The 22,206-nt window shown below is 62.9% G+C and carries 16 protein-coding genes; 6 read left to right on the forward strand and 10 right to left on the reverse strand.

The window, feature by feature from the left end:
* Window positions 1–238 precede the first annotated feature (238 nt).
* From CRO75_RS25510 to CRO75_RS25520, 3 genes are all read left to right on the forward strand, one after another.
* Window positions 239–1,633: a VOC family protein gene (locus CRO75_RS25510; protein WP_097139011.1), complete on the forward strand. Its 1,395-nt coding sequence runs from the start codon at window positions 239–241 to the stop codon at window positions 1,631–1,633.
* A 235-nt stretch (window positions 1,634–1,868) separates the two neighbouring features.
* Window positions 1,869–2,162, forward strand: coding sequence for a type II toxin-antitoxin system RelE/ParE family toxin (locus CRO75_RS25515; RefSeq protein WP_097139013.1), 294 nt, complete (start codon window positions 1,869–1,871; stop codon window positions 2,160–2,162).
* 1 nt (window position 2,163) lies between these two features.
* A complete protein-coding gene (locus CRO75_RS25520; protein WP_009043099.1) occupies window positions 2,164–2,454 on the forward strand; it encodes an addiction module antidote protein in 291 nt (96 codons plus the stop codon).
* Between the two features lie 396 nt (window positions 2,455–2,850).
* On the opposite strand, the gene CRO75_RS25525 is transcribed toward CRO75_RS25520, so the two are convergent.
* The 10 genes from CRO75_RS25525 to CRO75_RS25565 form a co-directional block, all read right to left on the reverse strand.
* On the reverse strand, window positions 2,851–3,438 hold the full coding sequence (locus tag CRO75_RS25525; protein WP_097139015.1) for a hypothetical protein: 588 nt from the start codon (window positions 3,436–3,438) through the stop codon (window positions 2,851–2,853).
* Between the two features lie 118 nt (window positions 3,439–3,556).
* Entirely contained in the window at window positions 3,557–4,939 is a 1,383-nt protein-coding gene (locus tag CRO75_RS25530; RefSeq protein WP_062822916.1) for an efflux transporter outer membrane subunit, read from the reverse strand.
* Window positions 4,932–8,114 (reverse strand): multidrug efflux RND transporter permease subunit, encoded by a 3,183-nt coding sequence (locus CRO75_RS25535; protein ID WP_097139017.1) that lies wholly within the window; start codon window positions 8,112–8,114, stop codon window positions 4,932–4,934. The genes CRO75_RS25530 and CRO75_RS25535 overlap by 8 nt, the downstream gene beginning before the upstream one ends.
* On the reverse strand, window positions 8,111–9,301 hold the full coding sequence (locus tag CRO75_RS25540) for an efflux RND transporter periplasmic adaptor subunit (RefSeq protein ID WP_097139020.1): 1,191 nt from the start codon (window positions 9,299–9,301) through the stop codon (window positions 8,111–8,113). The genes CRO75_RS25535 and CRO75_RS25540 overlap by 4 nt, the downstream gene beginning before the upstream one ends.
* Window positions 9,302–9,402: 101 nt before the next feature.
* The gene (locus tag CRO75_RS33060; protein ID WP_164485835.1) at window positions 9,403–9,540 is read right to left on the reverse strand and encodes a hypothetical protein; all 138 of its coding nucleotides are present in this window, start codon (window positions 9,538–9,540) and stop codon (window positions 9,403–9,405) included.
* A 203-nt stretch (window positions 9,541–9,743) separates the two neighbouring features.
* Window positions 9,744–10,820: a lipocalin-like domain-containing protein gene (locus CRO75_RS25545; protein ID WP_097139022.1), complete on the reverse strand. Its 1,077-nt coding sequence runs from the start codon at window positions 10,818–10,820 to the stop codon at window positions 9,744–9,746.
* Window positions 10,810–13,326: an FtsX-like permease family protein gene (locus CRO75_RS25550; protein WP_239990638.1), complete on the reverse strand. Its 2,517-nt coding sequence runs from the start codon at window positions 13,324–13,326 to the stop codon at window positions 10,810–10,812. Before CRO75_RS25550 ends, CRO75_RS25545 begins: the two co-directional genes overlap by 11 nt.
* Window positions 13,292–13,960: an ABC transporter ATP-binding protein gene (locus CRO75_RS25555; RefSeq protein WP_097139024.1), complete on the reverse strand. Its 669-nt coding sequence runs from the start codon at window positions 13,958–13,960 to the stop codon at window positions 13,292–13,294. The genes CRO75_RS25550 and CRO75_RS25555 overlap by 35 nt, the downstream gene beginning before the upstream one ends.
* A 277-nt stretch (window positions 13,961–14,237) precedes the next feature.
* Window positions 14,238–14,891 carry a peroxiredoxin gene (locus CRO75_RS25560; RefSeq protein ID WP_009043091.1) on the reverse strand — a complete coding sequence of 218 codons (654 nt, stop codon included), beginning with the start codon at window positions 14,889–14,891 and terminating at the stop codon, window positions 14,238–14,240.
* A 185-nt stretch (window positions 14,892–15,076) separates the two neighbouring features.
* On the reverse strand, window positions 15,077–17,200 hold the full coding sequence (locus CRO75_RS25565) for a TonB-dependent siderophore receptor (protein ID WP_097139026.1): 2,124 nt from the start codon (window positions 17,198–17,200) through the stop codon (window positions 15,077–15,079).
* 361 nt (window positions 17,201–17,561) lie between these two features.
* On the opposite strand from CRO75_RS25565, the gene CRO75_RS25570 reads away from it, so the two are divergent.
* The 3 genes from CRO75_RS25570 to CRO75_RS25585 all read left to right on the forward strand — a co-directional run.
* Window positions 17,562–18,110 carry a YniB family protein gene (locus CRO75_RS25570; RefSeq protein WP_097139028.1) on the forward strand — a complete coding sequence of 183 codons (549 nt, stop codon included), beginning with the start codon at window positions 17,562–17,564 and terminating at the stop codon, window positions 18,108–18,110.
* Between the two features lie 252 nt (window positions 18,111–18,362).
* Window positions 18,363–19,216 (forward strand): IS5 family transposase gene (locus CRO75_RS25575; RefSeq protein WP_097139030.1). Its coding sequence is split into 2 segments (ribosomal slippage): window positions 18,363–18,704 and window positions 18,707–19,216, totalling 852 coding nucleotides; the frame shifts between segments, so codons are not numbered across the junction.
* Window positions 19,217–19,309: 93 nt separating this feature from the next.
* On the forward strand, window positions 19,310–22,206 hold a 2,897-nt coding region (locus CRO75_RS25585; protein ID WP_143504060.1), incomplete at its 3' end, for a hypothetical protein.

Genomic DNA, 22,206 nt, shown 5'->3' on the forward strand with positions numbered 1-22,206 from the left:
TCAGCGCAACGGCAAATAGCCATCACCGCTCGGCCGCCGGAAAGCCCTGCGGGTTGCCTGAGTGAAAACCAGCGGATCCCAGCGGTCCAGCTGCACGTAGCCACCCTGCCCGCCTGCATTCATTTGCAGAATGAAGTCCGGAAGAAACTTCGTTTGTCAGCACACCCCGCGCCAACCAGAATCAGGCCCAGCCAACACCGCTACCCTCTTTGTCTCACTACGCCGGGAATCCTTGTTTATGAGCCTGCAGAGCTTCGTCAGCCCAGACCTGATCCGCCAACGTTTTTCACGGGCGATGTCGGACATGTACCGCGAGGAAGTGCCGCTGTACGGTGCCCTGATGGAGCTGGTGGCCCAGGTCAATGCCGGGGTCCTGGACAGCGACGAGAGGATCGCCCGGCAGCTGCGCAGTACCGGCGAAATCCAGCGCCTGGACCTGGAGCGCCACGGCGCCATCCGCGTCGGCACCGCCACCGAACTGGCGACCCTCGGCCGGCTGTTCGCGGTGATGGGCATGCAGCCGGTGGGTTATTACGACCTCACCCCGGCCGGGGTGCCGGTGCATTCCACGGCCTTTCGCGCGGTGCATGAAAGCGCCCTGCAGGTCAGCCCGTTCCGGGTCTTTACCTCGCTGTTGCGCCTGGAGCTGATCGACAACCCGCAGTTGCGTAGCTTCGCCGAATCGGTGCTGGCGCGCCGGAAGATTTTCACCCCGCGCGCCCTGGCCCTGATCGAACAGGCCGAAACCCAGGGCGGCCTCGACGACAGCGCCGCCGGGGAGTTCGTCGAGCAGGCCCTGGAAACCTTCCGCTGGCACCACAGCGCCACGGTCACGGCCGGGCAGTACCAGCAACTGAGCGCCCAGCACCGGCTGATCGCCGACGTGGTGGCGTTCAAGGGGCCGCACATCAACCACCTGACGCCGCGCACCCTGGACATCGACCAGGTGCAAGCGCTGATGCCGGCCCACGGCATCACGCCCAAGGCGGTGATCGAAGGCCCGCCGCGCCGGGAATGCCCGATCCTCTTGCGCCAGACCAGCTTCAAGGCGCTGGAGGAAGCCGTGGCCTTCACCGACCAGCCCGACAGCCGCGGCAGCCACAGTGCGCGCTTCGGCGAGATCGAACAGCGCGGCGCCGCCCTCACCCCCAAGGGCCGGGCGCTGTACGACCGGCTGTTGAACGCCGCCCGCGACGCCCTGGGGGACTTTCCCAACGAAGCCAACGCCCAGCGCTACAACACCCTGATGGCCGAACACTTCCGCGCCTTTCCCGATGACCACGAGGCCATGCGCGAACAGGGCCTGGCGTACTTCCGCTACTTCGTCAGCGACCAGGGCCTGGCCGCGCGCCAACAGGCGGATCGACCGACGAACCTGGAGGCGCTGATCCACGCCGGGCATGTGCGGGCCGAGCCGCTGGTGTACGAGGATTTCCTGCCGGTCAGCGCCGCCGGGATCTTCCAGTCCAACCTGGGCGACGATGCGCAAAGCCACTACGCCGGCCACTCCAACCGGCAGGCCTTCGAGCGGGCCCTGGGGCGCCCGACCATCGATGAACTGCAGCTGTACGCCGACACCCAACAGCGCTCGCTCCAGGCATGCGCCGCGGCGCTGGGCCTGCCCACTCTCTGATTCTCCGTCCCACAGCATCAGCCAGAACGGCTGATGCTGGCTCTTTCCCGCCCCCGCCGCCGGGCAATGGCTACAGGGTGTTTCGGCAACCCTGATCGACAACATGCCGATACGAAACAGCCCGCCTCGCCCACTCCCCTCCTGCTTACCTTTCCATGACGCCTTCAAGCACACCGTCAGTCGCCTGAGGGTCATCACTCCTTTCAATATTGTCTCCATATGGATACAGTCACTCATGGATTACGAGATCCTGCAGACGACCGTCTTTGCCCGATGGCACACCACGCTACGGGACCTGCGCGCCAGGATAGCCATCGCTCGGCGCATCGAGCGGGCTTCGGCGGGCAACCTGGGCGATGTGAAAAACCTCGGCGGCGGTCTCTCGGAAATGCGCGTGAATATGGGCGCCGGCTACCGCCTCTATTTCACGGTGCGCGGTAATACCCTCATCGTCCTGCTGCTGGGTGGCGACAAGTCCACCCAGCCTGCCGATATCTGCCAGGCCCGTTCCTTGGCCAAGGAGTTCTGATATGTCCGACACCCTGCTTCCCTTCGACATCGCCGCCCTGCTCGACAGCGACCAGGCGATCAGCGAGTACCTGTCCCAGGTCCTGGCCGATGGCGATACCGATGAACTGATCCGCGCCCTGGGCCATGTCGCCAGGGCGCGGGGCATGACGCAGATTGCCAAGGCCACCGGCCAGGGCCGGGCCAGCCTCTACAAGGCCTTTGCCCCGGGCGCCAAGCCGCGTTTCGATACCGTGGTCAAGGTCATGCGCGCGCTGGGCCTGCAGCTGTGCACCACCGTGTCCCGCGGCTGAAGCCGACCCAGGCGGCAGGCAATGAATCAACAGGCTGTGGCGGTAAAGAGTCTTGCTGGAGAGAGCCGAGCGCTCTTGGCAACCGCGGGCAACAGGCGTCGAACCTGCGCGGGTCGCATGAACGCAATGACGGAAATCGTGGGGCGGGAACCCCGAAGAGGGTGTTCGCCCAGTGCTCTGGCCTGGCAATCCATGCACCGGTAAAGAGCCCTTGCACCGGGCGAACGAGAACTATTTTAATCGAACAAGAAAAGAAAGTCCGTGCACATATTCTGAAGAATTCTGAACACAAAGCAGGCGGAGATTTTTTTATTTCGCTCACCTTCGTTCAACTCCCCGCACGGACCTCCCGAGATCCGCGCGCCGGCCGCCACAACGACCAGCGCCCGGTCTCAATCAACCTTCGTGCTGTGTCGTAACTTGCAACACATCGGTATAGGTCACCACCACGCTCTGGCCGACCTTGAGGTCTTTCAGCCGGGCCTGGACTTCCGGTTTTTCCACGGCCAGGACCTTCTTGTTACCCGCCGGGCCCTGGAAGGTCAGCTGGTTGTTCTTCAGGTCGATGTCGGTGATCTTCAGTTGCACCTGCACCTGGCGATAGGCTTCGCCGCCCGGGTTGGGGTTGTCCTTGGTGGCGCGAATCACCCCGGTGCGCTCAGCGGAATCCGGCAGGCCTTTTTCCACATTGGTGTCCAGCACCGCCACCACCGCGTGAGTGACCCGCACATTGACCTTGTCGCCTACCTTCAAATGCCCCAGGTCCTTGGCCTGATCGCTGAGTTGCACATGCACCGGTTGGCCCTGCGCGCCTTCCAGCACCACACGATGCTTGGCGGCATCCACGGAGAGCACTTTGGTCACCAGTTCATCGGCCTCCACGGTACCGGCCAACGGAATGTCGGCGGCGTAGGCATGCAGGCTGGCAGCAGACAACAGAGTGGCCAAGGCAACGGCTTTGGCCAGAGAGTGAAGCGGCTTCATAGAAGTTCATCCCTGTAATTGAAGACAAGACCCGCGCCGTTCAGGCGCGCGGTGCCGCTTGAGCATAGACGCTGTAAATGCCCACGCCGCCGCGAACCACAGATTCGTTGCTGCCCGTTCAACCACCGAGCGCCCGCACCAGCACAGCCTGGTTCTGCAATTGCGCGGTCTTGATCCGCGACAGCGCGTTCTGCGCCGTGAGTTCGACCCGCTGGGCCTGCAGCACATCGAGAAACGGCGCCTCACCGGCGGCCCAGGAACGCTGGATCTGCTGCGCCGCCGAACTGGCCTGCGCCGCGGCACTGGCCAGATGCTGCTGGCTCTCGGCATTGCGCCGGGCCGCGGCGAGGGCCGACTCGACTTCCGCCACCGCGCCGAGCACGGTACGGCGATAGCCGAGCAAGGCCTGGCGCCCCTCGGCATCGCGCAGTTCCACCACCGCGCGCCGGCGTCCGCCGTCCAGCAGCGGCACGCTGGCATTGATACCGGCCAGCCAGAAGGTCGAGCTGGCCAGGTTCGCGGCACTGACACCATCGACCAGCGAGCCCAGGGCCGCCGACAGGCTCAAGCGCGGCAGCAGGTCGGCCTTGGCCACCCCGACCCGTGCGTAGGCAGCGATCAGCCGGGCCTCGGCGGCGCGGATGTCGGGACGCCGACGCAGCAGGTCGGCCGGGGTGCCGGCATCCACCAGATCCACCTCGCTCAGTTGCGCCGGGCTGGCGGCGAACTGTTGGTACAGCGCCTCGCTCGGCTGCGCCAGCAACACTGCCAGGCGGTGCAGCGAGCGCTGCCACTCCAGTTGCAGGGCCGGCACCTGGGCCGCGGTGGACTCCGACTGGGAACGCGCCCGCAGCAGATCGGCCTGCGGGCTGCTGCCTGCCGCATATAGCTGCTCGGTCAGTTGCAGAGTGCGGCTCTGGCTCTCGGCGTTCTGCCGCACGATGCTCAGGCGCTCTTCCAGCCCCCGCGCCTGGGCATAGGCCTGCACCACCTCGGTGACCAGCGCCACCTTGACCCCGCGCGCCTCTTCCGCGCTGGCCTGCAGGTCGGCATCGGCGGCCCGCACGCCTTCGCGAATCCGCCCGAACAGGTCGATCTCCCAGGAGGCGTCGAGGCCCAGGCTCAGCGGCTCGGTCATCAAGGGTTCGCTGAACCCGGCCTGGTCCGCCGAGATCCGTTGCCGGGCGGCACTGGCCCCCAGGTTCAGCTCGGGGCTCGCGCCGGCGGCCGCGACGCCGCGCAAGGCACGACTGGCATCGATCCGCGCCAGGGCAATCTGCAGGTCGAGGTTTTCCTCCAGCGCCCGCGCCACCAGGCGGTCGAGCAAGGGGTCGTGGTACAGCGTCCACCATTGCTCGGCAATGCCCGCCGCCGGTATTTGCGGCGCATTGACGAAACGCCCGGCGGGCGCCTCGACAGCCGGTGGCAAAGTCGGCGCGGCGCAGGCCGCAAGCAGCGCCGCGGTAAAGGCCAGGGCGGGAAAACGCAGCAGGTTATTCATGGACCACTCCCGAAGCAGAGACGCTGGATGGGGCCTGCAACCGCCGCTCGCCCCCGGCGAGACGGCGGATCAGGACGTAGAAGATCGGGGTGAACAGCAGGCCGAACAGGGTCACGCCGATCATGCCGAAGAACACCGCCGAACCGACCGCCTGGCGCATTTCCGAACCCGCGCCTTCGGACAGCACCAGCGGCAGCACACCGAGGATGAAGGCCAGGGAGGTCATCAGGATCGGTCGCAGGCGCAGGCGACAAGCCTCCACCACGGCATCGACGATGCCCTGCCCGTCCTGTTCCTGCTGCCGCGCCACCTCGACGATCAGGATGGCGTTTTTCGCCGCCAGCCCCACCAGCACGATGAAACCGATCTGGGTCAGGATGTTGATGTCCAGGCCCATCAGGCGCACGCCACCGGCGGCGGCCAGCAGACACATGGGCACGATCAGCAGGATCGCCAGCGGCAGGCTCCAACTGCCGTACTGCGCGGCCAGCACCAGGTAGACGAAGATCACACAGAGCGGGAATACCAGCAGGCCCATGTTGCCGGCGGTGGTCTGCTGGTAGCTCAGGTCGGTCCACTGGTAGGTGATGCCCGGTGGCAGGGTCTGCCCGGCCAGGCGTTCCATGGTTTGCAGGGCGAAGTCGGAGCCCAGTCCGGGCAAGGTGTCGCCGTTGATTTCCGCGGTCGGGAACAGGTTGTAGCGTGGGAAACGCTCGACCCCCAGCGACTCGTGCAACCGCGTGACGCTGGCGATCGGCACCATGTCACCGGCCTCGTTGCGCACCTTGACCCGCGCCAGGTCCTCTGGCGTGACCCGATACGGCAAGTCCGCCTGGGCCGTCACTCGATAGGTGCGCCCCACCAGGTTGAAGTCGTTGATGTAGGTCGAGCCGAAATAGGTCTCGATGGCCTGGTTGATCTGGCTGCTGGGCACCCCGAGCATCTCGGCGCGCTCACGGTCCAGCTCGACGAACACCTGCGGCGTACGGGCCGAGAACGGCGAGTAGACACCGGTCATGCCCTGGGTCGCATTGGCCGCGGCGATCAGTTGCTCGGTGGCCTTGGCCAGGGCCTGGCTGCCCAGGCCGGCACGGTCCTGCAGGCGCATGGAGAAGCCACCGGTGCTGCCCAGGCCCTGGACCGGAGGCGGCGTGGCGACAATCACCGACGCGCCGCTGACCACTTTCAGGCGCTCGCGCAGGTCGGCGGCGATCTTGTCCGAGGTCAGGCCGCGCAGCTTGCGCTTGGACCAGGGCTCGAACACCGGCGCCAGGCCGGACGAGTTGGAAGAACTGGTGCCGGTGACCATGGAGAACCCGGAGAACGTCGGCACCCGGTCGACACCCGGCACTTGCAGGGCGATGGCTTCGATCTGCCGGGAAATCTCGTTGGTGCGCTCCAGCGCAGCACCTTCCGGCAGTTGCACGATCACCACCAGGTAACCGCGGTCCTGGGCCGGAATGAAACCCTTGGGCGTGGACACCAGCAGATAGGCCGTGGCCGCGATCAATACCGCGTAGATCGCCAGCATCAATGGGGTGCGCGCCACCAGCCCCCGCACGCTACCGGCATAGCCCACCGAAAGCTTGAGGAAGCCGCGGTTGAAGCCCTCCGCTGCGCGCTTGAGCAGGCCGACCACACCGCGCCGTGGCGCCTGATGCGCCTTGGGGTCGTGGCGTCGCAGAATCATCGCCGCCAGCGCCGGCGACAGGGTCACCGAGTTGAACAGCGAGATCGCCGTGGCCACCGCGATGGTGATGCCGAACTGACGGAAGAACTCACCGGAGATCCCCGGAATGAACGCCGTGGGAATGAACACCGCGCAGAGCACCAGGGTGATCGCCACCAGCGCACCGCCAATTTCCTGCATGGTGATCAGCGTGGCCTGCAACGGGCTCTTGCCTTCGGCCAGATGGCGCTCGACGTTTTCCACCACGACGATGGCGTTGTCGACCACGATGCCCACCGCCAGCACCAGGCCGAACAGGGTCAGGTTGTTGATCGAGTAACCGAGCATGGCCATGACCGCGAAGGTCCCCACCAGCGACACCGGAATCGCCAGGATCGGGATGATCGACGGACGCCAGCCTTGCAGGAACACCAGGATCACCAGCACCACCAGGATCACCGCCTCGTAGATGGTCTTGCCCAGCTCGCCGATGCTGTCGGCGATGAACGCGGTGGGGTTGTAGCCGATGCTGTATTCGATGCCTTCGGGGAATTCCTTGCTCAGGTCCTGCATGGTCTGCTCGACCACTTTCATGGTGGCCAGGGCATTGGCGCCGGGACGTTGCAGCACCTGCAAGCCGATGGCCGGGTGGCGCAGGTAATAGGTGTTGTTGACGTAGGCCAGGCCGGCGATTTCGGTGCGCGCTACATCCTTCAGGCGCACCAGGCGCCCGGCGCTGCCGGACTTGATGACGATGTTGTCGAAGTCCGCCGGCTCTTTCAGGCGGCCTTCGAAAATCAGGTTCGGCTGGAAGGCCTGGGAAGCCACTGGCGGTTGCGCGATCACCCCGCCCGCCACCTGGGTGTTCTGCGCGCGCACCGCGGCAATGATGTCCGCCGGCGTCAGGTTGAAGGACGCCACGCGCTCCGGGTCGAGCCAGATGCGCATGGAGTATTCACGGGCGCCCAGCGGATTGATGTCGCCCACGCCGTCGATGCGCTTGAGGGTATCGGCGACGGTCCGGATGGCGAAGTTGGAAACGTAGAGCTGGTCGTAGGTGCCCTTGGGCGACGAAATGAAGATGGTCGACAGCTGGGTCGGCGACGATTTGCGCACCGACACGCCGCTGCGCTGTACCGGCTCCGGTAGGCGCGGCGTGGCCAGGGCCACGCGGTTCTGCACCAGCACCTGGGCCTTGTCGACATCGGTGCCGCTCTTGAACGTCACGGTCAGGTTGAGGCTGCCATCGGAGGTCGCCTGGCTGTACATGTAGAGCATGTCCTCGACGCCGTTGACCTCCTGTTCGAGGGGGATCGCCAGGGTCTCGGCCACGGTCTGCGCCGACGCACCCGGGTAGGTCGCCTGCACCACCACGGTGGGCGGCGCGATGTCCGGGTATTCGGACGTCGGCAGGATCAGGTAGGCCAGGCCGCCGACGATCATCAGCACGATGGACAGCACAATCGCCAGCACCGGCTGTTCGACGGAGATTTTCCCCAGGTTCATAGCGGCGCTCCTTCGCTGGCCGAGGCCTTCGGCGCCAGCGCCAGGGCCTGCTCGCTGGCGGTCGCGGTCTCGCCGACGCGCACCCGCTGGATGCCATCGACTATTACCCGGTCCTCGGGCCGCAGGCCGCTGGCGACTTCACGCAGGCCGTCATGCAGCTTGCCCAGCTGCACCGGACGCAGTTCCACCTGGTTCTGCGCATTGAGCACATAGACCACCTTGCGCGTGGCATCGACGCTGATCGCCGTGTCCGGCAGCAACAGCGCCTGATAGCTCGGGCGCCCGGAAAACTGCACACGCCCGAACTGCCCAGGGCTCAGGCGCAGGTCAGGGTTGGCCACCCGGGCGCGCTGGCGCAGGGTGCCGGTGGACGGGTCGAGGCGGTTGTCGATGAAGTCCATGCGCCCGCTCAGGGTCGGCTCGCTCTGCCCCGGCAAGGCGATGCGCACCAGGTTCTGGCCCGCGGCGCCCTGCTCCTGGCGGCGGTACTTGAGGTAGCTCTGCTCATCGATATCGAAGTAGATGTCGATGGGGTCCAGGGACACGATGGTGGTCAGCAGGGTCGCATTGTTGTTGCCGCCGTTGACCAGGTTGCCTTCGCTGATCAGCTTGCGGCTGATCCGCCCGCTCATGGGCGCGGTGATGCGCGTGAACTCCAGGTCGAGCCGGGCATTGCTCAAGGCGCCTTCGGCGCTCAGGACTTCGGCCTGGGCCGCCTGCCGCGCCTGCAAGCGCTGGTCATACAGGCTGCGGGCAATGGTCTTCGATTCGATCAGCACCTTGGCCCGGGCATACTCCTGCTCGGCCAGGGCCAGCTGCGAACGTACCTGGGCCAGCTTGCCCTGGGCCTGGACCACCGCGGCCTGGAAGGAGCGCGAATCAATGACGAACAGCAGGTCGCCCTTCTTGACGATGGCGCCGTCGGTGAAGGCGACCTTTTCCAGGTAGCCGCTGACCCGCGAACGCACTTCCACCGAATCGGTAGCCTCGAAACGTCCGGTGAAAGTGTCCCAATCGATGATCTGCCGGTTCACCGGCTGGCTCACCGAAACCGTCGGCGGCGCGGGCGGGGCCAGTACCTGATCCGGACCGCAGCCGGACAACGCCGACAGCAGCGCCAGGCCGATGGCCGACAACGCGGCAAACTTCAAGGGTTTGGACTTCATCGCGGATAATCCTGGTTTCATAACTTTCTCCGGGGTTGGCGAGCAACTTTGCAACCCAGTTTTCAGCCACACAAAAGAGTCGGCCGCCTACTTTCCAGCAGCGGCCGCTTGAACTTTAAACTTCAGTTTTGTGCCGAGCCCGCGCTCAGTGCGCGGTTTCTTTCGACAAAGGCGCCGGACTCCTCGGCCTGCACGCTGACCACGGAAGACAAGGCCAACAAGGCAAGGAACAGGGCTGCGGATTTTTTCAGGCTGAACATGGCGGAGAACCTCAGTGATATTTAAGTTGAGCGAATTCTCCGTCTTTGCGAAAAAAGATAAATGCTGCGCCGGGGAAAAGAATATTGAGTCGAAATCATGAATCGACACTTTATTAGTTCAACAGAAAACCACTCACAGTTTGACGCGAGAGATAAATGAATATTGGGCAAATAACTAATGACCGGCACTCACAAATACCTCGCTAATAGCCCGTCATTTCCAGATAACCGCTGCCGACATGGCTGCCGCTCAATTGCACCGGCCCTTCCCAATAAGGAATGCGCAGGTTCATCCAGGCCTTGGGGTTGAGCGCCTCGGCATTGATATCCAGGCCGTGGCCGGGAATGCGCAGACGCCAGCGGGTGGGCAGCGTACGCCCGGCCACCTTAGAGTCCTCCAGCGGAGTGAGCTGGATATCGTCCTTGTGCAGGGTCTGGGTGTGGCCGTTGGGCTCGATCCAGGTGCCGGTGATGTAGGGCGGTTTGTGGTTTTCCCGCACGCGGAACAGCATCAACCGCTCGCCGCTGTCCAGATGCAGGGAGAACCAGTCCCAGCCGCTCTGCCCGGCCGCCAGGGGCTGGCTGCTCCATTCGCGGTCGAGCCAGGCCGGGCCGCTGACCTGATAGGTCTGGCCGTCGATCTGCAGGCTGCCCTCGGCCTGGAAAAACGGCTGGCTGTAGTAATAGGACGCCTGGCCCTGCTCGGACTTGCGGCTGTAGCCGCCCTCGCCCTGGAGCACCAGGGGCCGGTCGCTGCGCAGCTGCAAGCGATAGGCGAAACCCGGGCCACTGGCCTGCAGTTGCATATGGGCCAGCGGGTTGGCGTCGGCGGACTGGCTGCTGAAACTCCAGTCGTCGATCCAGGCCTTGAACGGCTGCACCGTCACCCCGGCCTGCCCCACTCCGCCGCGGGCATAACGTTCGGCGGCGTAATGGGTGTTGGCCGAGGTGGCGGCAGCATGACCGAGCCAGACATTGGGTGCCTGCCAGCCGGGCTGGTCGGGCTCGGCGCGCAAGGCGCTGCGAAACAGCGTCCACTGCACGCCGAAGCGCTGGCCGTCGCTGGCCTTGAGGTCGGCGGTGAGGTACCACCACTCGATGCGAAAACCGTCATGCACGCCATGGTCTGCAGGAAAGCTGAACACCCGCCCCGGCACCACCTGGGTGAACGCCGCGGCGTCCTCGCCCAGGCCGGCGAAACCTTGCGCTGGCTCGTCGCCCTTATCGCAGCCGCACAGGGCTGACACCAGCAACAGGCCAAGCAGCCGTTCAATCTTCATGGGCGAAAGTCCTGAGCAGATCCGCCGGCTGGCTGCGATACAACCGCAGCAACGGCCAGGCCGACGCGAGCAAGGTGGCCAATACCGCCAGGGCCAGCAGCTGCACCAGTTGCAGCGGGAACACCCGCAACGGCAGGCGCCAACCGAAGGCCTGGACGTTGATCACCGTGTCCAGGCACCAGGCCAGGGCGATGCCCAACGGCAGCGCCAGGAGCAAGGTCAGCAGCGCCAGCAGCCAGGTCTGCCCGAGGTTGAGCAGCATCAGCTGGCGCCGGCTTACCCCCAGCGCCCACAGCGGCGCGAGTTGGCCCAGGCGGCTCTGGCTCTGGGTCAGCAGGCTGATAAACAGCGCCACGCCGGCCACCCCCAGGGTCAGGCTGTTGAGAGCGGCGGTGGCGGCGAAGGTGCGTTCGAATACCTGGCTCGACCAGCCCTTGAGCTGCGCCTGCTCGACCATGCGGCTGTCGTCGAGACCGAAGCGCTGCCGCAAGGCGCTGACCAGCGGCGTCACGGCGGCTGGCTCGAGGCGCAGGTTAAAGCGGTTGGGCGTCAGCTGCGGCCAGTGCGCTAGCAAGTGCTCGGCATTCACCAGCAGATGGCCCCTGGGGTTGCCGTAGTCGGCATAGATCGCCACCACTTGCGGCGCCCACTGCCCCACCGGCACAGGGATATCCAGCCGATCGCCCAGCCGCACCTTGAGCCGGCGCGCCGTCTGCTCGCTGAGCATCAAGGTGTCGGCGCTGGCCAGCTGGGTCCAGGGCTGCTCGCCCAGGGCCTCGAGCAAGGGCCAATGCTGGCGGTAGCTGGCATGCTCGATCACCCCGTACAGGTCCGCCGGCCAGCCTTGCAGTTGCAGCGCCACCTGCCAGACCGGCAGCACCGCGGCCACGGCAGGCTGCTCGGGCAGCCAACGTTGCAGCTCCCGCGCCTGCGCCGGGGTCTGCGGGTTGATGTACAGCTCGGCGCTCAGGCGTTGCTCGAGCCAGTCGGCGAAGGTCTGGCGAAAACCGGCGGTCATGCTGCCGGCGCCGATATTGGCGGCCAGGGCCAGCAGCAGCGCCATCAACGCCAGGCTCAGGGCCGGCAACTGCTGCCGGCAATCGGCGAGGAACCACTGCCCGAGCACCGAACGGCTGCGCCCGAGCAGCGCGCTGAGCAACCCATTGAGCAACACCGGCAGGCCCAGGGCGGCACCGAGCAGCAGGCCCGCCATCAGCACGAAACCGCTGCCCAGGCTGTCGCCCCAGACCCAGGCCGCGCCCGCCAGCCCCGCCAGGGCCGTCGCCACCCAGGCCTGACGCCGCAGCCAGCGCGCATGTGCCTGATGCCAGGCCTGGGGATCGGCCAGCGCCAGCAACGGCAAGCGCGCCGCCCGCAGCAGACTGTTGGCCCCCGCCAGCAAGGCGCCGAGCAGGCTCAGGCCGATGCCGCCCAACCACCACCCGGGGCTCAGGCTCAACCGCCCCGCCACCTCGGCGCCATACAGGCCACGCAGGCTGGCGGCGACATCCGGCAGCAGCACGCTGGCCAGCAGGTAGCCGCTGAGCACCCCGGCCAGCCCACCGAGCAAGGCCAGGCCACCGAGTTCGACACACAAGCAGGCGATCAGCATCCGCGCGCTGACCCCGCAGGCGCGCAAGGTGCGCAGCAGGCCGCGCCGCTGCTCCAGGGCCAGGCCAATGGCCGCATGGACGATAAACAGGCCGACCAGGAACGACAGGAAACCCAGGGCATCAAGGTTCAGGTGAAAGCTCTCGGTCAGGCGCGCCAGATCGTTTTCCTCACTGCCGCGCTTGAGCACCAGCAGGCCCTTGAACGCATCGGGCAAGGCCGGCGCGCTGGCGGCGAAATCCGCCGGCAACAGCAGCCGTGAGAGCTGCTGCGGCAAACCCAGCAGCGGCTGGGCAAAACCGATATCCACCAGTAGCAACCCCGGCGCCATATCCGCCTGGCTGTGCAGCGGCGGCAGTGGCTGGCCGCTCGCGGTCACCGGCCGATCGCCTTCGCGATAGCCGAGGGCTTCCAGGGTTTGCGGGGCGATCCAGGTGCTGCCCGGCGGGCTGACGAATTCGACCATGCGCGCGGAGTCCAGCACCTGGCCGGCGACCGCCGCACCGGCCGGCAACGACAGCGGCTCGATCCCGAGCAATTGCAGGCGCTGCTGTGCATGGCCCTTGAGCGTCAACCGGCCTTGCACCACCGGCGACACCGGCCAGCCGGCCCGGCGCAGGCCGACGAACAGGTCCTGGGAAAACGGCGCGCCATTGGCCGTGGCCAGGCTGGCCTGGGGCGCGCCGCCGATCAGTTGGCTGGCCTTGGCGTAACTGTCCCGCGCCTGGCTGTTGAGCGCCTGCACCCCGGTCAACAGGCTGGTAGCCAGCCACAGCCCGGTCAGCACACTGAAAAACTGCACCGGGTGCCGCCGCCAATGGCTGAGCAGCGCCCGCAGGCTGTGCCAGAACACCCGCACCTCAGCGCTCGCCCGCGCCGGCCAGACGCCCGCCATGCAGCAGCGCGATCCGCCCCAGGCGACTGGCGACGCGCTGGCTGTGGGTGACCATCAACAGGCTGGTGGGGGTCTCGGCCAATAGCTCCAGCAACAGCTGCAGCACGTCGTCGCTGGTGGCTTCGTCGAGGCTGCCGGTGGGTTCGTCGGCCAGCAGCAACCATGGTTTGCCGGCCAGGGCCCGGCCCAGGGCCACCCGCTGTTGCTGGCCGCCGGACAGTTGCTCCGGGTAACGCCGCAGCAGATCGCCCAGGCCCAAACGCTCCACCAGTTGCGCCTGCCAACGCCCATCGAAACGCCCGGCCAGCCGCGCCTGGAACCCCAGGTTGTCCTCCACCCGCAGGCTGCCGATCAGGTTGAACTGCTGGAACACCAGCCCGACTTCGGTGCGCCGCCAGTTGGCCAGCTGGTTCTCGTTCATCCGCTCCAGCTGCTGCCCGCCGATGCGGATGCTGCCGCCATCGACCTTGTCCAGGCCGGCGATCAGATGCAGCAAGGTGCTCTTGCCACTGCCCGACTCGCCCATCAACGCCAGGCTGCCGCCCTGCTCCAGGTGCAAGTCGACCCCCTGCAACACCGGCAACGGGCCCTGGGGCGTGGCGTAGCTTTTGCGGACGGCATGTACATCGAGCATGGGTGGGCTCTGGCAACGGAAGGAAGGCTCAAGGATAGCGCTTGTCAGGCCACGAAGGTTCGCGGCGCACCCCGCCCGGCACTCAGCGGTATCGCTTGGCAAGACGGACTGTTTGAACCGCGGATGGGCAGTGGCTGCCCATCCTGGCTAAAGGCGCACCCATGGACATGCCTGGAGGTGACTGCAACGCCGCGCCGGCGGTCTGCCGGGTGAACCCTGTCCGGCGTCGCGTCATCCCCGCAGGCCAGCTCCGTGAGCGAGCCCTTGTCGGTGGTGGTTACTTCGGTTGCTCCACGACCCGCAGATAGGGCTTCAACGTCTTGAAGCCTTGGGGATATTTCTTCCGGGCGTCCTCGTCGGATACCGAGGTAGGAATGATCACATCCTCACCCGGGCGCCAGTTCACCGGGGTGGCGACGGTGTGCTTGGCATTCAGTTGCAGGGCATCGAGCAGGCGCAGCACTTCATCGAAATTGCGCCCGGCGCTCATCGGGTACACCAGCATCGCCTTGACCTTCTTGTCCGGGCCGATGATGAACACCGAACGCACGGTGGCGTTGTCCACGGCGGTGCGCGCGCCGCCACTGGCATTGGGGTGGATCATGTCGTAGAGCTTGGCCACCACCAGGTTCTCGTCACCGATCATCGGGTAGTTGACCGCATGCCCCTGGGTCTCCTGGATGTCGCCGACCCAGGCTTTATGGTCGCTGACCGGGTCGATGCTGAGCCCGACAATCCTGGTATTGCGCTTGTCGAACTCCGGCTTGAGCCTGGCCATATAACCGAGCTCGGTGGTGCACACGGGGGTGAAGTCCTTGGGGTGCGAGAACAGGATTGCCCACTTATCGCCGATCCACTCGTGGAAATGCAGCGGACCTTCGGTCGTGTCGGCAGTGAAATCAGGTGCTTCGTCGCCAATGCGGATTGCCATGTTTGGTCTCCTTGCAGTGACTGGGAGGGGTAGCTGTGAGGGTGCCGACGGTTGTTGCGGCGGCGTTCGGGTACGGCGTGAACCTGTCGGCGCGAATGAGTATAGGAGACACATCAGGCAAGGCGAGCGCAGACAAAAACGCCCGGCAGTGTCGCACTGCCGGGCTTTGGTCTCAGGGTAGGCCTTCAAAACCGATAGTTGGCGCTCAGCTCCAGGGTGCGTGGCGCGCCCGACGTGATCAGGTCCACCGAGCCATGCGCCGAGGCGTAATAGTCCTTGTCGAAGACGTTACGCAGGCGCAGGGCCATGTCCCATTTCGGCAGGTTATAGAGCAAGGCCGCGTCCACCGTGGTGTAGGCCGGCATGACCACCTGGTTGTCCAGGGCGGTGTAACGGTCATCGACATAGTTCGCCCCCATGCCGACACGCCACTCCTGGGTCAAGGAACGTACCAGCCACAGATTGGCGCTGTGGCGCGGGGTCAGGGTCGGGGTCTGGCCTTCGTTGGCGACCCCGTTGGTACGGCTGTTGGACTTGGTGATCTCGGCATCCAGGTAGGCGTAGCCGGCATAGACCTGCCATTTGTCGCTCAACTGTCCGCTGGCGGTCAGTTCCAGACCATCGGTACGCTGCTCACCCGCCAGCACCAGCTTGCTCGGGTTCGCCGGATCGGTGGTTTTCATATTGGTGCGTTCCAGACGGAACAGCGCCGCGGTCAAGGCCAGGCGATTGTCGAACAGGTCCCACTTGCCGCCGATCTCGAAGTTGGTGGTCTCTTCCGGCTCCAGGTCCTGGTTGCTGGTACTCAGGGCGAACATTTCCGCGGACGGCTGGTAGGAACGGCTGACCGAGATGTAATAGGACTGCACCTGGTCAGGCTGATACACCAGGCCGACACGCGGGCTCCAGGTGGTGTCCGTGCGGGACAGGCTGCTGTGGGTCAGGTCGTCGGAATATTCCTGGTCGAACACGTCATAGCGCACGCCCACCAGGGCTTTCCAGTGTGGCGTCAGTTCGACCAGGTCCTGCACGTAGAACCCGGCGGTGTCCTGGGTGTTGCTCCCTTTGGCGGTCTGCCGGTTGGCCTGGAACGGCACATCGACCAGGGCATCGCGATACACCGGCACCCGCGCCACGTTGGATTGGCTGAACACCGACTGATCCTTCACCTGGCGCCCCAGCTCCACCCCATAGAGCAGGCTGTGGTTCATCCCGGCGAGCACGGCCTGTTGCTTGAGTTCGGTCTGGTTGAACCAGCCGTCTTCCTTGCGCTGCACATTACCGCGGTTGAGCTTCACCAGCAGTTCGCCATTGGGCGCGGTGACAAAGCGCGTCGGGCTGGAGTCGGCCAGCGTGTTGTTGCGATCCAGGTCGTAGTGGTAGTAGCGGCTGGTGTTGCTCAGGCTGAAATCGTCGTTGATGCGGTAGTCGATACCCGCCGTGAACGAGAACACCTCGCTGCGGGTGTAGTCGTCATCCGGGTCGGCGGAACCGAAGCGCTTGTCGCGGTCCACATCGACCGGGCGATTGCCGCGCGCCGGAATGCCGAAGTCGATCAGGCGCTTGTCATACAGATAGGTCGCGCCCAGGTTCAGCTCCAGATCGTCCGAGAGCTTGAAGTAGGCCGACGGCGCGATGGCCTTGCGGTCGATATAGCCGTCATCGCGGAAGGTGTCGCTGTTCTCCAGCGCCCCGGTGACCCGGAAAGCCTTGTCGTTGTGCTGCTGGTCGGCCCAGCCGGCATCGAACTGCGTGCGCTTCTTACCCTCGCTGTCGAAGCTGACCCCCACTTCCTGCTTGGGGGCGAAGTTGGGCTTCTTGCTGATGCTGTTGATCAGGCCACCGGATGAGCCGCGACCATAAAGCACCGCCGCGGGCCCCTTGATCACTTCCACCCGCTCGACATTGGACAGGTCGCGGAAATACAGGGCGTCGTCGCGAATGCCGTCGACGTACATATCGCCAATGGCGCTGAAACCGCGGATGGTGACCTGATCGCGCTGGCCGTCGCCGTTGGACAGACCGACACCGGGGACATTCTTCAGCACGTCCTCCATCGACTGCGCGCCCTGGTCCTTGATCACGCTCTGGGGGATCACGTTGACGGTCTGCGGGATATCACGCAGCGGCGCATCGATCTTCAACGCACTCCTGCTCTCGGTCGGCATGTAGCTCTGCTCGCTGTACTCACTGTTCACAGCGGTGGCCGGAAGGGTTAGAGCAGACTCCGTTTCTGCCTGTAGATCAGGGACGACCAGAAGGCCCAGCAACGACAGAGAGGCCGGGTAAATGCGCGATGAGACCACCATGGATACCTTTTTTTGTAGGAATTATCTGAAGATCGCGCGAATGATAACGATTATCTTTTGTAAGTAAATACATATCATTATGATTCTGATCATTGACAAAGCCTGGAACGGCCGTCTCGATTTGGCGGGGTGCTGTTCAGATTCTCCTCGCGCTTGTCCGGCGCTTACTGCACCGGCAGGAAATTCATCAGTGGCAGGCATTGCGCGTCGTTCAGGCCAAGCCGCCGGTAGCGTTCGTCGCAGCCCTGCCGGCTGAAACCCTCGAGGCCCAAAGGCAGCCCATAAGCCAGCGCCGCCCCTATCGGCCAGGGGCAACGAACTATTAGTATTGCGGCCCTTTTCTTCATCGCAGGACGCACAGATGAATTACACCCAGGCCCAACTGAAATACCGGCTGGCCATCGCCGCAGGCGCATTGCTGTTTACCGGCGCCTTGATCTCCACCGTGTTTTCCACCCTGAAAATGCTCCACTGGCGCCTGGACAGCTACACCACCGCCGCGGCGACCATCAACCGCCCGATCAAGAACTTCATGTTCACCGTCTACGAAAACACCCGCCCCCTGGACTGGTTCTGGGACAACAGCCCAACCCCCGACTTCATCCGCCTGAGCAACCCGCCCCACTGGAAATTCCTGGTGATCTACCTGCTGATCTTCATCGGCGGCGCCCTGTTCACCTGGGGCCGGACCCTGATGCGCAAAGTCGAAGCAGTCGAACCGCTGATCCAGGCCCGGCTCAATGCGCCAGCGGAGGAAGGTGTCGCGGTCATGACGCTGCAGCAATTGGAGGAGTCGACTCCGGTGGAAGCTGTGCCTTCGTTCTTTTCGCAGGTTCGACTGCTTTGTGTGCTGCCGGTGGGGATAGGGGGGATTTATTTGGGGGTGTTGTGGATGCTGCACATTCTGTGAGGCCGGTAGTAGCGGATTGAGGGCTCTGTGCTCGGTGATAGATGTTTATGGGTTGCGCCAAATCACGGAAACCTTTTGAGAGCTTTTCTAATGTATGAAGGAGCAAAACCACAAAGTGATCCACATGCTGCAATGATCACAGCCGGCAGCAAACGGCCAACAGCGGACGGTCGTGGCTAGGCTCTGTACGAAATCCGCCGAAACTCATTTGACTCCCACAACCGTCAGGAATCAGTAGAGTCCGCGTCCACGATGGCCAAGCGGTACGAACTCCCCCACGCAGCCTGGGATTTGGTTGCAGACATCTTCAGTGAAACCCGCCGCAACGGACGCCCACGGGCAGATGATCGGCTGATGCTCAACGGCGTGCTATGGGTGCTCTGTTCAGGCGCCGCCTGGCGTGACATGCCCGAACGCTTCGGCCCGTGGTCAACGGTGTATCAACGCTTTCGCGACTGGCGTAACCGCGGGACTTTCGACCAGATGCTCAAGCGACTTCACATCCGGTTGAACGAGCAAGGCTTGATCGACTTGGAAACCTGGATGATCGATTCCACTGCTGTTCGTGCAACCCGAACCTCATCAAGCGCCGGGAAAAAAGAGGGCCTGAAGAACCGCAAGACCATGCACTCGGGCGCAGTCGGGGCGGTCTGACGACCAAGATTCACATGTTGTGCGATGCCAATGGCGTGCCGCTACGCTTTCTATTATCAGGCGGGCAAGCAAGTGATATTGCTTATGCCCAACCGCTGCTGGATGAGGCTTACATCCCAAGCCCATGCGGTCGTCCCCGTAAGCGCTGCCGATGGTTGCTGGCCAACAAGGGCTATGATGCCGAAGCCCTGCGCCGCTACTGTGATCGTTACCAGATGCAGCCGGTAATCCCGCTGCGCAGCATGAAGCGTAAGCCGAGGCCGGGCTTGCCAAGACTGTTTGATCGCCCCAAGTACCGGCAGCGCAACATCATTGAGCGCATGTTCGGGTGGCTGAAGGAAAATCGCCGCATCGTGACGCGCTTCGACCAACTCGCGAAAAGTTATGCGGCGATGGTCTCACTGGCTTGTGCCATGCGGTGTTTGCGACATTACTTTTCGTATAGAGCCTAAAAGGCCATCCCCAGATGATCGGTATTTGAAATCTTTAAAGCATAGTTTTTTAAATACTCGTCGAGCTTTTACTCGAGTTAATATGAAAAACACATGACCATCCAAAATCGGTTGTTGAACTCTAATATTTTATTGTCGTTTTTGCAGAATGAGCCTGAGGCTTCTCCCACAGGAGAGCTTTCCGGTAGTTCTTCATTGGCCGACTATCCGAAAATCAAGCGACAAATAGAAAATTTTAAATATTTATCCGATTGGGATGAGGACACCAGCGCCTTGCTTAAGCTGGTCGCCGGGAAGCTGCATTCTCATCAGGTAATGCTGTCTCCACAGTATGATAACGAGCAGTTCCTTATCGAACTGGAGGCCTTCGATGGGAGCCGTAACTATCGAAGTGCGTCGCCATATCTCCTGGAGTTTTTCCAGAAGGTAGCGGTGGAACTGGAGCGTGACCCTGGCCATTATCAGGCCCTGCTGTCCTCTACGTCGGACGGCAAGCTGGTTGCGCCATCGCGAATGAGCTATAGCGAGTATCAAGAACACTTGAAGATCATCAACGAACTCGAGGTTCGTGATCTGAGTTTTCTTTTTAATGATGAGCCGGTCGAAGAGCCCCCAAAGGCTGAAACAACGCCCCCTGTAGGTGTAGAGGCTTTAATCGAGTCAAAAAAAAACAGGACTAGAAGAAGCACATCAATCACGAGCGAGACCATTCCGCAACATATGTCAGCCCTTATCAATGAAACTGGCCTTAGAGATAGCAGAACACTATCGTTGATACTTCAACGGATTGATAGGTCTGACGAAGTAATAAATTCACATAGCAGGCCGCCGGCAGAAAGAAATGTAATACGCTTGCTCAAACTCATTGATGTCTTGGTGCCTCGCCAGATGGACTTTGCTCCACCGTTCCGCCAGTTCGCGGATGGGCTGTTGCAAATTGCAGACGGGCTGTCCGATATTTACGGCCAATCCAAGGTATGGCAATTTAAACAGGAGGTCTTTGGCGGCACGTGGCAACCTGCGTTGGCAACCGAGGAAAATCCTACATCGACTGACCCGCTAACGGATCAACAGCTGGCGGGCAGAATAAAGCGCTCTAGTGAACGCACGTTGCAACAGCTCCAAGAGCTGTATCACCCCATTTTGGATCCGTCCGCGTTTATTGATGACTACATCAAAAAAGGCATAAGCCGTTACGAGCAACAAACCGCTACAGTCACTTGGATGGGGCCAGACAGCCTTGTCAGGGTGACTTATCATCCCGGCCCCTACGACCCCACGATGGTGCCACCCTACAAACGAGCGCCGAGCAGTACCACCGTAAGCGTTCCGCTCAGGGATGTTATTACAGGACATTATTTATACGATTTTAAACAAGCAAGAGATTCGTTGGATCGCCGATATTCATTTCCCCGTACCACGTTCGAACCTGCGGGGCTGATCGGTGCGTTGACGCAGGAAAACCTGCAAACGGTGATGGAGCAGGCACTGTCGACGTACCGCACAGACCCTGCGAAGCGCTCCGGGCTGACGGCGCATTATCAGAACATGATAAAGCTACGTTGTCTGGCATACTTGGACAGTCCAAACAAGGACTCTAACTATGAACAAGCGGTGAAGAGTTTTCTAACTGGAAGTATTCAGGCCAAGGAGATGTCCTTTCGGGGGACCAAGCTGAACGGTGTATTCCTGATCCCCTCCGGCGAAGCGGGCGGTGTGCTCTTCAGCGTGGATGAGCCCGGTTTTTTCCATATAGGCAACCAATCGCGTACCTATATAAGAGCCATGGGGCGGAGGGTGACCGAAACAACCGCGACCTTTCCCCACTCCGACGAGTTCAAGAGCTGGGTTCTAAACAAAATGCCCAGTTATACAGCCCAAGAATATAAAAACAGACCGAATTCAATATTTGAGAGCATCGTCGTAACAAATGCACAGATGAATTTCCCAACAACTCGTAGCATAGATCGTCCAGTTTCATTCAGCGAAACCGAAAACCCAAGAGATCTGGCCAACAAACTATTTGACGGTCTGATGGAGCGTCTAGACTTGGACATCGACCGCGCGGTATTCAGTTCCTTTGAACAGACGACCGAACACTGGTTGGAGGTAGCGAAGGCCGTCCTGACTATTCCTGCTGCAGCTCTGAGTGTCGCTGTCCCCGGTACGGGCACTGTACTGAGCCGCGTTGCGTTGTTCCTGGCTAATCTGGCAGTGGACGTTGCTTATGTGGCTGCCGTCGCGACTCAAGCGCATCTGGCTGATAGGCCGGAAGACGCGGCCACCTTCCGTAATGAGGCAATCATCGCTGGCGTATTGGGTGGAGTGGGTGCTGTCACCGGCGGAACCGTCTTGACCCGGCAGGGGGTCGAAGAGGCCCTTGACTTTTACCGACGGGCCAAGCTCGCCTCGGGCAATGCCATTGCCTCGGCAATGGGCAACGCAGGCTGGAAAAAACTGACCGACCCTAAAAAGATCGAATTGTTGGTCAATACCATGAAGGACAGCGAACCTGCTCGCAACTTGGCACGCCTGACCACTCCCGAGGTGGTCGAGCAAGCGATACGCCGGAATCTGACATTGGACTTCGAAGGCACGGCAAAGACCCGCTTCAGTTGGGGGGAGCTTGCTGGCGAACAGGCTCAGGTCCAGCGGCGGCTGGACTCCGACCTGGTTCGTTTGAACGACACGAATGCACACATGCGTCGGATTCTGGATTCGCCGCCGGCGGTGCCACGCGAAGCCTTGCTTTTCGAGCCGGAACAAGCGGCTGCGGACTGGATTACCCGCCAAAGCCGCACTGCCGCTACTTCCGAGTCGTTCTCCGAATTTTCTAGGCGCATCAAGCACGTATTGTCAGAAAATCGACAGGCAGATCTATTGGATATCAGCACCATAGATCGCCTGCACAACGCGGTGTACCAGCCAGCAGCAGGGCAAACAGAGCGGGTGTTCCGCTCCAGTAGCGACTCACTATTCATGGGCTCGGA

The sequence above is a fragment of the Pseudomonas sp. LAMO17WK12:I10 genome, assembly GCF_900215185.1.
Lineage (GTDB): Bacteria > Pseudomonadota > Gammaproteobacteria > Pseudomonadales > Pseudomonadaceae > Aquipseudomonas > Aquipseudomonas chlororaphis.

Coding starts and splice junctions, on each gene's coding strand:
- CRO75_RS25555 (WP_097139024.1), bottom strand. CDS start 13,960: ATGCTCGATGTACATGCCGTCCGCAAAAGCTACGCCACGCCCCAGGGC.
- CRO75_RS25530 (WP_062822916.1), bottom strand. CDS start 4,939: ATGAATAACCTGCTGCGTTTTCCCGCCCTGGCCTTTACCGCGGCGCTG.
- CRO75_RS25565 (WP_097139026.1), bottom strand. CDS start 17,200: ATGGTGGTCTCATCGCGCATTTACCCGGCCTCTCTGTCGTTGCTGGGC.
- CRO75_RS25535 (WP_097139017.1), bottom strand. CDS start 8,114: ATGAACCTGGGGAAAATCTCCGTCGAACAGCCGGTGCTGGCGATTGTG.
- CRO75_RS33060 (WP_164485835.1), bottom strand. CDS start 9,540: ATGTTCAGCCTGAAAAAATCCGCAGCCCTGTTCCTTGCCTTGTTGGCC.
- CRO75_RS25570 (WP_097139028.1), top strand. CDS start 17,562: ATGAATTACACCCAGGCCCAACTGAAATACCGGCTGGCCATCGCCGCA.
- CRO75_RS25510 (WP_097139011.1), top strand. CDS start 239: ATGAGCCTGCAGAGCTTCGTCAGCCCAGACCTGATCCGCCAACGTTTT.
- CRO75_RS25540 (WP_097139020.1), bottom strand. CDS start 9,301: ATGAAACCAGGATTATCCGCGATGAAGTCCAAACCCTTGAAGTTTGCC.
- CRO75_RS25520 (WP_009043099.1), top strand. CDS start 2,164: ATGTCCGACACCCTGCTTCCCTTCGACATCGCCGCCCTGCTCGACAGC.
- CRO75_RS25515 (WP_097139013.1), top strand. CDS start 1,869: ATGGATTACGAGATCCTGCAGACGACCGTCTTTGCCCGATGGCACACC.
- CRO75_RS25550 (WP_239990638.1), bottom strand. CDS start 13,326: ATGGCGGGCGTCTGGCCGGCGCGGGCGAGCGCTGAGGTGCGGGTGTTC.
- CRO75_RS25525 (WP_097139015.1), bottom strand. CDS start 3,438: ATGAAGCCGCTTCACTCTCTGGCCAAAGCCGTTGCCTTGGCCACTCTG.
- CRO75_RS25560 (WP_009043091.1), bottom strand. CDS start 14,891: ATGGCAATCCGCATTGGCGACGAAGCACCTGATTTCACTGCCGACACG.
- CRO75_RS25545 (WP_097139022.1), bottom strand. CDS start 10,820: ATGAAGATTGAACGGCTGCTTGGCCTGTTGCTGGTGTCAGCCCTGTGC.